Origin of the sequence: Streptomyces lacrimifluminis (assembly GCF_014646095.1) — a bacterium.
Taxonomy (GTDB): domain Bacteria; phylum Actinomycetota; class Actinomycetes; order Streptomycetales; family Streptomycetaceae; genus Streptomyces; species Streptomyces lacrimifluminis.
Map to the genome: position 1 here is coordinate 119476 of NZ_BMMU01000024.1, position 12727 is coordinate 132202.

Genomic DNA, 12727 nt, shown 5'->3' on the forward strand with positions numbered 1-12727 from the left:
CAACCAACGCACCCCGTACCCTGTCTCCCGTGGCAGAACCAGTCGTACGCATTCCGGATGCGAAGGTCGCGCTGTCCACAGCCTCCGTGTACCCGGAGTCGACGGCGACGGCCTTCGAGATCGCCGCGCGTCTCGGCTACGACGGCGTCGAGGTCATGGTCTGGACGGACCCCGTCAGCCAGGACATCGAAGCCCTGCGCAGACTGAGCGACTACCACCGGATCCCCATCCTCGCCGTCCACGCCCCCTGCCTCCTCATCACCCAGCGCGTCTGGTCCACGGACCCCTGGACCAAGCTCCAGCGCGCCCAGGCGGCAGCCGAGAAGCTCGGCGCGACGACCGTCGTCGTCCATCCCCCCTTCCGCTGGCAGCGCCAGTACGCGCGTGACTTCGTCACCGGTATCTGGCGCATGGCCGACGAGACGGACGTCCGGTTCGGCGTCGAGAACATGTACCCGTGGCGCTACCGCGACCGCGAGATGCTCGCGTACGCCCCCGACTGGGACGTCACGAAGGAGGACTACCGGCACTTCACGATCGACCTCAGCCACACCGCGACGGCCCGCAGTGACGCCCTGGAGATGGTCGACGTGATGGGCGACCGCCTCGGCCACGTCCACCTCGCCGACGGCAACGGCTCCAACAAGGACGAGCACCTGGTCCCGGGCCGCGGTACGCAGCCCTGCGCCGAGCTGCTCGAACGGCTCGCGGTCACCGGTTTCGACGGCCATGTCGTCATCGAGGTGAACACGCGCCGCGCGATGTCCGGTGTCGAGCGCGAGGCCGACCTCGCCGAGGCGCTCGCCTTCACCCGCCTCCACCTGGCCTCGTCGGTCAGGGCTGTCCCCGGCGGGGGACCGCGCCCATGACCAGCGCCGCCCCGCGCCGCCGGGGACGCCCGTCCCGTACGGACTCCGCGGACGCCCCCGCCGCCCGCGACCGCATCCTGGCGGCGGCCCGCGAGGAGTTCGCCGAGCGGGGGTACGACAAGACCTCCGTACGCGGCATCGCCAAGGCCGCGGAGGTGGACCCGGCACTGGTTCACCACTACTTCGGTACCAAGGAGCAGGTCTTCGAGGCGTCCATCGCGGGCGCCATGGGGCCCCTCCTGGAGGCGCCCGGCTCGATCGTCGAAGGCCCGCTCGACGACGTCGGCGAACGGCTCGCCCGCTTCTTCTTCGGCATCTGGGAGACCCCGGCGACACGCAAGGCGCTGCTCGCGATCGTCCGCTCCGCCATGAACAACGAGGCCGCGGCCGGAGTCTTCCGCCGCATCGTCTCCACCCAGGTGCTCCGCCGCATCGCTGGCCGGCTGGACCTCCCGGACGCCGAACTGCGCGCCGAACTGGCCGCCGCCCAGCTCGTGGGCATCGTGATGCTGCGCTACGTCATCAAGGTGGAGCCATTGGCCTCGGCGGACCCGGAGCAGATCATCGGGAGGGTGGCCCCCGTCATCCAGGCCCATCTGGCCGGGCCCCAGTAGGGGCGCGGGGCTGTGACATGTGCGGCTCCGCCGCGTGGGCGCGACCGGCCCCCACCGGACCCGCACCCGACAACCGAGGCCCGAGACACCCATCCCGCATTCCGGACCGAACGTCCAAACCCTGGATAACCGGCGTACCCTCGACGGAGTCAATACTCTCCGAAGGAGCGAGGCGAGCGACGATGCCCGAGCTGAGGTCCCGTACCGTCACCCACGGCCGCAACATGGCGGGCGCCCGCGCCCTTATGCGTGCCTCCGGTGTACCGGGCGCCGACATCGGGCGGAAGCCGATCATCGCGGTGGCGAACAGCTTCACCGAGTTCGTGCCCGGTCACACCCACCTCCAGCCGGTCGGCCGCATCGTCAGCGAGGCCATCACCGCCGCCGGAGGCATCCCGCGCGAGTTCAACACGATCGCCGTCGACGACGGCATCGCGATGGGCCACGGAGGCATGCTCTACAGCCTCCCCTCCCGCGACCTGATCGCGGACAGCGTGGAGTACATGGTGGAGGCCCACTGCGCCGACGCCCTGATCTGCATCTCCAACTGCGACAAGATCACCCCGGGCATGCTGAACGCCGCCCTGCGGCTCAACATCCCCACGGTCTTCGTCTCCGGCGGCCCGATGGAGTCCGGCCGGGCCACGCTGGTCGACGGCACGGTCCGCACGCTCGACCTGGTCGACGCGATCTCCGACGCGGTGAACGAGAAGATCTCGGACGAGGACATCCTCCGTATCGAGGAGAACGCCTGTCCGACCTGCGGTTCCTGTTCCGGCATGTTCACGGCCAACTCGATGAACTGCCTCGCGGAGGCCATCGGACTCGCCCTCCCGGGCAACGGCTCGGTCCTGGCCACGCACACGGCCCGCCGGGCGCTTTACGAGAACGCGGGCCGCACGGTGATGGACATCACCCGCCGCTACTACGAGCAGGACGACGAGACGGTCCTGCCCCGCAACGTCGCCACCCTCGCGGCCTTCGAGAACGCCATGGCCCTCGACATCGCGATGGGCGGCTCGACCAACACGATCCTGCACCTGCTGGCCGCCGCACAGGAGGCGGGCGTCCCGTTCGGCCTCGACGAGATCAACGAGGTCTCGCGCCGGGTGCCGTGCCTGGCGAAGGTCGCGCCGAACGTCGCCAAGGACCGCACGTACTACATGGAGGACGTGCACCGGGCCGGCGGCATCCCCGCCCTCCTCGGTGAACTGCACCGCGCGGGCCTGCTCAACGAGGACGTGAACTCGGTTCACAGCTCGTCCCTCGCCGACTGGCTGAAGACCTGGGACGTGCGCGGCGGCTCCCCGTCGCCGGAGGCCCTGGAGCTGTGGCACGCGGCGCCCGGCTGTGTCCGTTCCGCCGAGGCCTTCTCCCAGTCGGAGCGCTGGGAGGCCCTGGACGTGGACGCCGCCGGCGGCTGCATCCGCAGCGCCGAGCACGCGTACTCCAAGGACGGCGGCCTCGCGGTCCTCAAGGGCAACCTCGCCGTCGACGGCTGCGTCGTGAAGACGGCCGGTGTCGACGAGTCGATCTGGACCTTCGAGGGCCCCGCGGTCGTCTGCGAGTCGCAGGAAGAGGCCGTCGAGAAGATCCTCAACAAGCGGGTCACGGACGGCGACGTCGTCGTCATCCGCTACGAGGGCCCCAAGGGCGGCCCCGGTATGCAGGAGATGCTCTACCCGACCTCGTTCCTCAAGGGCCGCGGCCTCGGCAAGACCTGCGCCCTGGTCACGGACGGCCGCTTCTCTGGCGGCACCTCGGGCCTCTCCATCGGCCACGCCTCGCCCGAGGCGGCCTCCGGCGGCACCATCGCCCTTGTCAAGGACGGCGACCGCATCCGCATCGACATCCCGAACCGCACGATCGAGCTGCTGGTCCCGGACGAGGAACTGGCGGCCCGCCGCGAGTCCCTGAACGGCGTCTACGCCCCCGTCTCCCGCGAGCGCAAGGTCTCCCAGGCCCTGCGCGCGTACGCGGCGATGGCGACGAGCGCCGACAAGGGCGCGGTGCGGGACGTGTCGAAGCTGGGCTGACCCCCCTCGCGCATCTGCACGAAAGGGCCGCTCCTCAGGAGCGGCCCTTTCGCCGTGACCTCCCCGTACGCGCTTCAGATGTCGTACGTGTGCCAGGGGCGGCGCGCGTCACCAGTCGGCCGGGTCGGTCGCGTCCACGGCGAAGACGAAACCGTCGGGAGCGCTCGCGTAGACGCGCCCGCCGGCGGCGACGGGGGCGGGCAGCGAGGCCGCGATCGTGTCCGAGGCCGGGGCGAGCCGCGGCGACGTCTGCCCCGCGAGCGTCCCCGTACGGGCGTCCACCGCGAGCAGTCGTCCGTCGGCGGCGGTGAAGTACACGTACCGCCCGTCCGCGGCCGGCGCCGAGCCGAGACTCACGGACGTCTCCAGACGCCACAGCTGCTTCCCCGCCTCCAGGTCCACCGCGATCAGCGCACCCCCGGCGGCCAGCAGATAGACGGTGCTCCCGCGCACGACACCGTGGGCCCGCTGGAGCGGAACGCTCACGTCGACCGTGCGCGAGGCCCCGGTCGCCGGGTCGTAGTCGACGACGGCGACCGTGTCCCCGTACACGGTGTCGAGGGCGGCGAAGAAGACGGAGGCACCCGCGTCGGTGGTGCCGATGGGCTTCAGCTGCCCGTCCAGCTTCTCCTGCCAGCGCACATCACCGCTGCCGGGGTCCAGCGCGGCGACCCGGGTGCTCGCCCCGTCCTCGGCCGTGCTCGTGGCGTACGCGAGCCCGTCGCCGGCGAAGGAGAACAGCCGCGGGCCGCTCAGCCCGGCGACGCGCCGGTTCCACTTGCTGTCGCCGGACGCGCTGTCGACGCCGGTGACCTTGCCATCGGCGCCGGTGAGGAGTGTCATGCCGCCCGCGTATCCGAGACCGACACGGTCGGCCACGGTCTCCTGCCAGCGGATGCGGCCCGTGTCCGGGTCGAGCGCCTCCAGACGGGTGCCCTCGTCCAGCGGGGGGTGCACGAGCCCGCCCGACAGGACCGGCGGGCGGCTCGGAATGAGGGTGGCGTCGATCGGGTGCCGCCACAGGACGGTGCCGTCGGCGGGGTCGATCGCGGAGACGAGCCCCTTCTGGGCGCAGAACAACTTCCCGCCACCGTACGAGCATTGGGGCATACCGGCGTCGCCACCGGTGGCCGGCCGCACCGCCCAGGCCCGGAAACCGGCAGCGGCGGCCGTCGTACCGTTCCCGGCCCCGGTCCCGGTCCCGGAGGGACGGTCCGCGGGTTCGGCTGCCGTCGGATCACCGCCGAACACCTGCACCGAGGCGAGGACACACCCGGCGGCGAGGACGAGGGCGCCCGCCGCGAGGAGGGCGCGCCTGCGCAGCCGCCGCCGATCCGAACGCCCGGCGATCGAGGGGGAGTCGGAGGAAGCGGGAACGGGGTCAGGGGCAGCGGGGGAGGGGCTCCAGCGCCGCTCCTCGGGCACGAACGACTGGGTGTCGTACGAGGCCGCGACCGCCCTGAGCTCTCGCATCAGCTCATCCGGAGTCGGCCGGTCCTCGGGCTCCTTGGCGAGGCAACCCAGCACCAGCGGGGCGAGGTTCTCCGGCACACCGGTCAAGTCCGGTTCGTCGTGCACGACTTGATAGGCGACGACGTACGGACTGTCGGAGTCGAACGGCCCGCGCCCGGTCGACGCGTGCACCATCACCGACCCCAGGGCGAAGATGTCGGCGGCGGGCCCCACCTCGCGGGGCCGCCGGAACTGCTCGGGCGCCATGAACGGCGGCGTACCGATCAACTTGCCGGTCTCGGTGCGCAGTTCGCTGTCCTTCGGCCGGGAAATGCCGAAGTCGATGACCTTCGGACCGTCCTCGGCGAGCAGCACGTTGCTCGGCTTCAGGTCCCGGTGGACGACCCCGACCCGGTGAATGTCCCGCAGCGCCTCGGCGAGCCCGGCCATCAGTCGCCGCAACTGACCAGCACTCATGGACCCGTTCCGCTTCACCTCTTCGGCAAGGGTCGGCCCGGGGATGAACAGGGTGGCCATCCAAGGCCGTTCGGCGTCGGCGTCGGCATCGACGACGGGCGCGGTGAAGGCACCGCTGACGCGCCGGGCGGCGGCGATCTCCTGCCGGAAACGCTCCCTGAACTCGGGGTCCTCGGCGAACTCGCCGTGCACGACCTTGACCGCGAGCTTCATCCCGGAGGTACTCCGGGCCAGGTGGACCACGCCCATGCCGCCGGACCCCAGCCGTGACTCCAGACGGTACTGACCGGCGTACTCCGGGAATTCCGTTTCCGGGCCGGTTCCGGAGTTCCGCTGTGGCGTCATGGACTCACCCCCGTGCTGTTCGGCCGCGCGCGACGCACGGAGCCTAGTCGATGAGGGATACGGGACAGAGGCGGCTTGCTGACGTCGGTGTACGAGTTTCGTGCATGTGTTTCATGGCCTGTTTCAGGGGTATCACCCGGACCCCATGACTGCCATGGGGGTCCAACGGGGGAGGTTTTTTCATGTCCACAGGCCACATCGGGGAGAGAACGGCCGGCGAGGTCACGGAGCTGACGCTCACCACAGCGGCAGCCGCGACCGCAGCGGCGACGACGTCCGTCCGCTACTACTCGGTCGCTCCCGGCTACCGCCTCAACGTCCGCAGCGGCCCCGGCACCGGCTACACCATCGTCCGCGTGCTCGCCGAGGGCGCCAGGATCCCGATTTACTGCCAGCGCCCCGGCGAGGCGATCGCCGGCCCGTACGGCACGTCGAACATCTGGGACAACATCGACAACGGTGAGTACGTCTCGGACGCGTACGTCCTGACAGGCAGCGACGGCTACGTGGCAGCGCGCTGCTCCTGACCACCTAACGCCCCGGGCACCGGCACCGGCATTCGGTGCCGGTGCCCGGCTGGCGATAATCGAGCGGTGAGCGACAAGACAGGCACAGCAGGCACGGCAGGCACAGCAGGCACGGCAGGCACGGCAGGCACGGCGGGCGCGAAGGGCCCGACGGGCGGCACCCGCCCGGATCCCCGCCCCGAGCCCATCCGCTTCTTCGGCACGACCTGGGTGGACCACGACGCCGGCTACACGGCCCGCCGGGTGGGGGTGGCCGCGGGCTCACTGACGGCGACGGTGGCATCCTGCCTGATCCTGCGCTTCGCCTACGAGGGACTGCGGGTCGCGGAGGTGGAAGGCGTAGTGACTCTCCTGGTACTGGTGATGTTCGCGGTGTGCACCGCACTGGCGTTCGGACACACCTGGGGCGCCTTCACCACCCGCCCGGACCCGGCACGCCAGGTCTCTCTCCGGGGCCTCCTGGCGATCGGCTTCGTAGGCTCCCTGGCCGCCTACTTCCTCCGCTCCCTCAAAGAGGCCCCCGGCGAATCCCTCCACCGCCAGGAATACGAGGCGTCCCGCACTCAACAGGACCGCCGCGCGACGCGCCGAACAGGAAACCCGGCGAAGCGGCGAAGGCCATAGGACCAAGGACCCAGGCCCAGGCATTCCAGCCCGGCCGGGGTCCCCGTGGGGGAGTTTCGAGGACGAGGCCCGCTCAGGGCCGTTGGGGGGCTGGGGAGCATCCCCCAGGAACGGGATGGGACGGGACGGGTAGGGACGGCGGGGGCGAGAAAACTCTTCCCCAAACCCCCACCCCCACCAACACCCCGAGCCACCATGACCACATGACGGCCTCACCCCAGCCCCGCACACAACCCCTCACCCCCTCCCGAGCCACCTCCTTCAACGCAGCCGCAGCCCAGTACGCCGAAAACCGCCCCTCCTATCCCCCCGCCCTCCTCGACGCCGTGGAACACCTCGCCGCGAACCCCCTCCCCGGCTCCCGCGTCGCAGACATCGGCGCCGGCACCGGCATATCCACCGCCCTCCTCCACGCCCGCGGCGCCCACGTGATCGCCGTGGAACCCGGCGACGGCATGGCAGCCCAGTTCCGCCGTACCCTCCCCGACGTGCCGATCGTCCGAGGAAACGGCAACGCACTCCCCCTGGCCGACGCCTCCGTCGACTTCCTCACCTACGCCCAGTCCTGGCACTGGACCGACCCGGCGCATGCCGTCCCGGAGGCCCTCCGCGTCCTGCGCCCGGGCGGCGCACTCGCCCTGTGGTGGAACAGATACGCCCTGGACACCCCGTGGATCGCCGCTCAGGCGAACCGCATCCAGCACTTCTTCGGCGTCGACGTGGCCGCGGAGCAGGGCACCGCCTCCCGCCGCACCGCCGACCCCTCGGGCCGCCTGGACTTCGCCCGCCGCCAACTCCGCTGGAGCCGCCGCGTCCCGGTCGACACCCACCTGGCGAACATCGGCAGCCACTCGGTCTTCCTGGTCCACGACAAGGAGGCCACCGCGGCCTTCCTGGCCGAAGAACGCAACCTCCTCCTCAAGCTCTTCCCGGCCGGAACACTCGAAGAGACCTACGAGGTGGACCTCCTGGTAGCCAGAACCCCAGCCATCCCGATCCCTGCCCGCACCCCCACCCCTCATTGACCACGCACCCCACCGCCTCATGCCCCCGCGCGGCGGCCCACCCCTCCAGGGCCGCCGCGCACGCGTGATCCACATGCCGAAGCCCGCGCAACTCCACCCGCACCACCCGCCCTTGAGGCAACGCCGAGGCTCACGTCACCCATGACGTACACCTGCCCGGCAACCAGCACGATCCCGATCCCGGCGAGCATTTTCTGGACGACCGTCACGGACACGGCCCGGAACCACCGCCCGCGCCGTAACGCCCCGAGCCCGAGCTGGACCACACCGGCCGCACACACAAGCACACCGAGCACGTCCAGCCCGTACGCCCGTACGCCCGTACGCCCGCGCGGCCTCGTACGCGAGCACGCTGCGCCCCGCCGCCGGCCCGCTCACCTGCAGGCCGCTCCCGGGCAGCCCTCCGCCGACGAGCCCTCCCACGGTCCCGCTGACCAGCCCAACTCGGCCGGCACACCGGAGGCGACGGCGACGGCGACGCCCACGCACCCCGCCACGCGCCTGTGCCCCAACGCTCGCCGTACTTGACGCGCCCCCGGACCGAGAGCATTATTCATCGCATGATGAATTACAGTGAACCGCCACCAGGAGGGGCCGGCCAAGCCGTCCAGGCCCAAGCCCTCACCGTCGTCCGAGGCACCCGCGAAGTCCTGCGCGGACTCGACTTCACCGTTCCGCGCGGCCAGATCACCGGCCTGCTCGGCCCTTCGGGCTGCGGAAAGTCGACCCTCATGCGAGCGATCGTCGGCACCCAGGCCAAGGTCACCGGCACCCTGGACGTCCTCGGCCACCCTGCCGGCCACGCCACCCTCCGCACCCGCATCGGCTACGTGACCCAGGCCCCCTCGGTCTACGACGACCTGACGGTCCGCCAGAACCTGGCCTACTTCGCCGCGATCCTCGACCCCGGCCGCGCAGCCGCCGAACGCCGCCACGAGAACGTCACCCGCGCCATCGCCGACGTGGACCTCACCACCCGCGCCGACGCCCTCGCGGGCAACCTCTCCGGCGGCCAGCGCAGTCGCGTCTCCCTGGCGGTGGCGCTCCTCGGCACCCCCGAGCTCCTGGTCCTGGACGAACCGACGGTGGGCCTGGACCCCGTCCTCCGCCGCGACCTGTGGGCCCTCTTCCACACCATCGCGGCCACCCGCGGAGCGACGCTCCTCATCTCCTCCCACGTCATGGACGAGGCCGAACGCTGCCACCGCCTCCTCCTCATGCGCGACGGCGAACTCCTCGCCGACGACACCCCGGACGCCCTCCGCACCCGCACGGCGACGGAGACGGTGGAAGCGGCGTTCCTGCACCTGGTGGACGAAGCGAAGAAGTCGACGACAAAGAAGGAGCAGACCCAGTGACCACCGCACCCGTCACCCCGACCCCGACCCCCGCCTCCACCCCGACCTCTACGTCCACCTCGGCCCTGAACGCCTCCCGAACCACGGCCACCGCGATCCGGGTCCTGGCGCAGCTCCGGCACGACCCGCGCACCATCGCGATGCTGATCGTGCTCCCGAGCCTGCTCCTGCTCCTGCTCCGCTACGTCTTCGACGGCAGCGCGCGCACCTTCGACGGCATCGGCGCATCGCTCCTCGGGATCTTCCCCCTCATCACGATGTTCCTGGTGACCTCGATCGCCACCCTGCGCGAACGCACCTCGGGCACCCTCGAACGCCTCCTCGCCATGCCCCTGGGCAAAGGCGACCTCATCGCCGGCTACGCCCTGGCCTTCGGAACCCTCGCGATCGTCCAGTCGGCCCTGGCCACCGGCCTGGCGGTCTGGCTCCTGGGCCTGGACGTGACGGGCTCCCCCTGGCTACTCCTCCTGGTGGCCCTGCTGGACGCCCTGCTGGGCACCGCCCTCGGCCTCTTCGTCTCGGCCTTCGCGTCGTCGGAGTTCCAGGCGGTCCAGTTCATGCCGGCGGTGATCTTCCCCCAACTCCTCCTCTGCGGCCTCTTCACCCCCCGCTCCAACATGCACCCGGTCCTGGAAGCGATCTCCAACGTGCTCCCCATGTCCTACGCGGTGGACGGCATGAACGAGGTCCTCACCCACACGGACATCACAGCCACCTTCGTACGGGACACCCTGATCGTCGCGACCTGCGCCCTGCTCGTCCTGACCCTGGGCGCGGCAACCCTCCGCCGCCGAACCCAGTGACAACACCTCTTCAGCCCAGGCCCAGGCACTCCAGCCTGTCCGGCGCTTGAGGACGAGGCCCCTTCAGGGCCGAAGCGGGGGTCTGGGGGCGGCAGCCCCCAGGAACGGGACGGGACGGGTAGGGGCGGCGGGGGCGAGAAACATCCCGCCCACCGGACACGCATCCCACCCACCCGCCCCCGATGCGAGGATGACCCCGGACGACGCAACCCCCGGAGGGCACCGCAACCATGACCCAGAAAGTCGCAGTCCTCGGCACCGGCAAGATCGGCGAAGCCCTGCTCAGCGGAATGATCCGAGCAGGCTGGGCCCCCGCCGACCTCCTGGTCACCGCCCGCCGCCCGGAACGAGCCGAAGAACTCCGCACCCGCTACGGAGTGACCCCGGTCACCAACCCCGAGGCAGCGAAGACCGCCGACACCCTGATCCTCACGGTCAAACCACAGGACATGGGCACCCTCCTCGACGAACTGGCCCCGCACGTCCCCACCGACCGCCTGGTCATCAGCGGAGCCGCAGGCATCACCACGACCTCCATCGAGGCCCGCCTCACCACCGGTACCCCGGTCGTCCGCGTCATGACGAACACCCCGGCCCTCGTCGACGAGGCCATGTCCGTCATCTCCGCCGGCAGCCACGCCAACGCCGACCACCTCGCCCACACCGAGGAGATCTTCGGCGCCGTCGGCAAGACACTCCGCGTCCCCGAGTCCCAACAGGACGCCTGCACCGCACTCTCCGGCTCAGGCCCGGCGTACTTCTTCTACTTGGTCGAAGCCATGACGGACGCAGGCATCCTGCTCGGCCTGCCCCGCGACAAGGCCCACGACCTGATCGTCCAGTCCGCGATCGGCGCCGCCGTGATGCTCCGCGACAGCGGCGAACACCCGGTGAAGCTCCGCGAGAACGTCACGTCTCCCGCGGGCACCACCATCAGCGCCATCCGCGAACTCGAGAACCACGGCGTACGAGCCGCCCTCATCGCCGCCCTCGAAGCCGCCCGCGACCGCAGCCGAGCCCTGGCCGCCGGCAACAACTGAGGCCGGCCACCACCACCGCGCCTACCGCGTCGCGTTCACCACCTCGGAAGCCGCAGGCAGCAGCCCGATCGCGCGACAGGCGGCATCCACGGTCGGCCGGGCCATCGCCCGAGCTCTCTCGGCCCCGTCCCGCAGCACCCCCTCCACGAAGCCGGGATCCGCGCACAACTCCCGGTGCCGTTCCCGCACGGGCCTGAGCACCTCGACCACGGCCTCCGCGACGTCCTTCTTCACATCCCCGTACGACTGATACACACCACCCAGCTCCGACGGTTCCCCACCCGTGCACGCCGCCAGAATCTCCAGCAGATTCGCGACCCCCGGCCGCCCCTCCGGGTCGTACTCGACATCCCGCCCGCTGTCGGTCACGGCCCGCATGACCTTCTTCCGCACCACATCGGGCTCGTCGAGCAGATAGACGATCCCCGGCCCGACGTCCTCGCTCTTCCCCATCTTCGACGTCGGCTCCTGAAGATTCATGACCCGCGCCCCCACCGCCGGACGCGTGGCCCGCGGCACCACGAACGTCTGTCCGTACCGCTGGTTGAACCGCACCGCCAGATCCCGGGTCAGCTCGACATGCTGCGCCTGATCGTCCCCGACCGGCACCTCATCGGCCCCGTACGCCAGGATGTCCGCCGCCATCAGCACGGGATACGTCAGCAACGACAGCCGCACACTCCCGCCCCGCGCCCGCTCCCGCGCCGCCTTCTCCCTGTACTGGATCATCCGCCGCATCTCCCCGTCGGACGCGACGCACTCCAGCACGTACGACAGCCGCGTGTGCTCGTCCACATGACTCTGTACGAAGACGGTGCACAGCTCCGGATCGAGCCCCGACGCCAGCAGCAGGGTGGCCGCCTGCCGACTGAGCCGGCGCACGCGCGCGGGATCGTGGTCCACGGTCAGCGCATGCAGATCGACGATGCAGAACAGGGAGTCAGCCCGGTGCTGGTCCACCGCGGCCCACCGCCGCATGGCCCCCAGATAGTTCCCCAGAGTCAGATGCCCGGTCGGCTTGATCCCGCTGAAGACCCGCGTCATCTCTGCTCCACCTCCTGGTCGAGACCACCGCACCCGGCCGGCCGACTCTCTGGAGGGAGAAACAAGAACGGCCGCCGAGGCGGCGGCCGTTGAATACATACGTATGCACGGCCGCCGTCAGGCGGCCCACCACTGCTGGGTGTACGTATGCGTAGTCACGTCCACGAGACTACGCGGCCCGTGCCCCCTCCGACACCGAGTTGACACGCCCCAGGCCCGTACGTAGTGTTCTCCGAGTTGTTCGACGTGAGCGCCGACCCCGGTCGGTCCCCGAACAGCCATTCCGCAGGTACCAAGCAACGGTCGGCGACTTGTCGTCGCCCCGCTGGCATGTCATTGGTATGCGTATGCGTGAATGAGGAATCCGCGTTCGAAAGGACGCACCCCTCGATTGGCTCGGGAGGCAGGGAATCCGCTAAAGTCTCACCCGTCGGAACGGCCCAACAGTCGGGAGGACAAGCCCCGCTGACTGGGAATCAGGCCCGAAAGGATCTGATAGAGTCGGAGTCGCCG

Annotated in this window: 11 protein-coding genes and 1 pseudogene; 9 read left to right on the plus strand and 3 right to left on the minus strand. The window is 70.6% G+C overall.

Going from position 1 to position 12727, the window contains the following annotated elements; genetic code table 11:
• Positions 1–29 precede the first annotated feature (29 nt).
• From IEY89_RS29620 to ilvD, 3 genes are all read left to right on the plus strand, one after another.
• Entirely contained in the window at positions 30–869 is an 840-nt protein-coding gene (locus tag IEY89_RS29620; protein WP_189150585.1) for a sugar phosphate isomerase/epimerase family protein, read from the plus strand.
• Complete coding sequence (locus tag IEY89_RS29625) at positions 866–1483, plus strand: TetR/AcrR family transcriptional regulator (RefSeq protein WP_189150586.1); 618 nt, start codon at positions 866–868, stop codon at positions 1481–1483. Before IEY89_RS29620 ends, IEY89_RS29625 begins: the two co-directional genes overlap by 4 nt.
• Before the next feature lie 182 nt (positions 1484–1665).
• Positions 1666–3519 carry a dihydroxy-acid dehydratase gene (ilvD, locus tag IEY89_RS29630; RefSeq protein WP_189150587.1) on the plus strand — a complete coding sequence of 618 codons (1854 nt, stop codon included), beginning with the start codon at positions 1666–1668 and terminating at the stop codon, positions 3517–3519.
• A 108-nt stretch (positions 3520–3627) separates the two neighbouring features.
• Here ilvD and IEY89_RS29635 read toward each other — a convergent pair whose 3' ends face one another.
• Positions 3628–5793, minus strand: coding sequence for a serine/threonine-protein kinase (locus IEY89_RS29635; protein WP_189150588.1), 2166 nt, complete (start codon positions 5791–5793; stop codon positions 3628–3630).
• Between the two features lie 182 nt (positions 5794–5975).
• On the opposite strand from IEY89_RS29635, the gene IEY89_RS29640 reads away from it, so the two are divergent.
• The 3 genes from IEY89_RS29640 (at position 5976) to IEY89_RS29650 (ending at position 7969) form a co-directional block, all read left to right on the plus strand.
• The gene (locus IEY89_RS29640; protein WP_189150589.1) at positions 5976–6320 is read left to right on the plus strand and encodes an SH3 domain-containing protein; all 345 of its coding nucleotides are present in this window, start codon (positions 5976–5978) and stop codon (positions 6318–6320) included.
• Between the two features lie 66 nt (positions 6321–6386).
• Positions 6387–6944 (plus strand): EamA/RhaT family transporter, encoded by a 558-nt coding sequence (locus tag IEY89_RS29645; RefSeq protein ID WP_189150590.1) that lies wholly within the window; start codon positions 6387–6389, stop codon positions 6942–6944.
• A 203-nt stretch (positions 6945–7147) separates the two neighbouring features.
• Positions 7148–7969 carry a class I SAM-dependent methyltransferase gene (locus IEY89_RS29650; RefSeq protein WP_189150591.1) on the plus strand — a complete coding sequence of 274 codons (822 nt, stop codon included), beginning with the start codon at positions 7148–7150 and terminating at the stop codon, positions 7967–7969.
• Between the two features lie 86 nt (positions 7970–8055).
• Here the strand turns inward: IEY89_RS29650 and IEY89_RS29655 are convergent.
• A pseudogene (locus tag IEY89_RS29655) lies at positions 8056–8526 on the minus strand (SulP family inorganic anion transporter); the annotation flags it as partial.
• Between the two features lie 3 nt (positions 8527–8529).
• Between IEY89_RS29655 and IEY89_RS29660 the strand changes: the two are divergent.
• From IEY89_RS29660 to proC, 3 genes are all read left to right on the plus strand, one after another.
• Entirely contained in the window at positions 8530–9327 is a 798-nt protein-coding gene (locus IEY89_RS29660; protein ID WP_189150592.1) for an ABC transporter ATP-binding protein, read from the plus strand.
• Positions 9324–10130: an ABC transporter permease gene (locus IEY89_RS29665; protein ID WP_189150593.1), complete on the plus strand. Its 807-nt coding sequence runs from the start codon at positions 9324–9326 to the stop codon at positions 10128–10130. The genes IEY89_RS29660 and IEY89_RS29665 overlap by 4 nt, the downstream gene beginning before the upstream one ends.
• Before the next feature lie 230 nt (positions 10131–10360).
• Entirely contained in the window at positions 10361–11170 is an 810-nt protein-coding gene (proC, locus tag IEY89_RS29670) for a pyrroline-5-carboxylate reductase (RefSeq protein ID WP_189150594.1), read from the plus strand.
• Positions 11171–11191: 21 nt separating this feature from the next.
• On the opposite strand, the gene trpS is transcribed toward proC, so the two are convergent.
• The gene (trpS, locus tag IEY89_RS29675) at positions 11192–12214 is read right to left on the minus strand and encodes a tryptophan--tRNA ligase (RefSeq protein WP_189150595.1); all 1023 of its coding nucleotides are present in this window, start codon (positions 12212–12214) and stop codon (positions 11192–11194) included.
• Positions 12215–12727 lie beyond the last annotated feature (513 nt).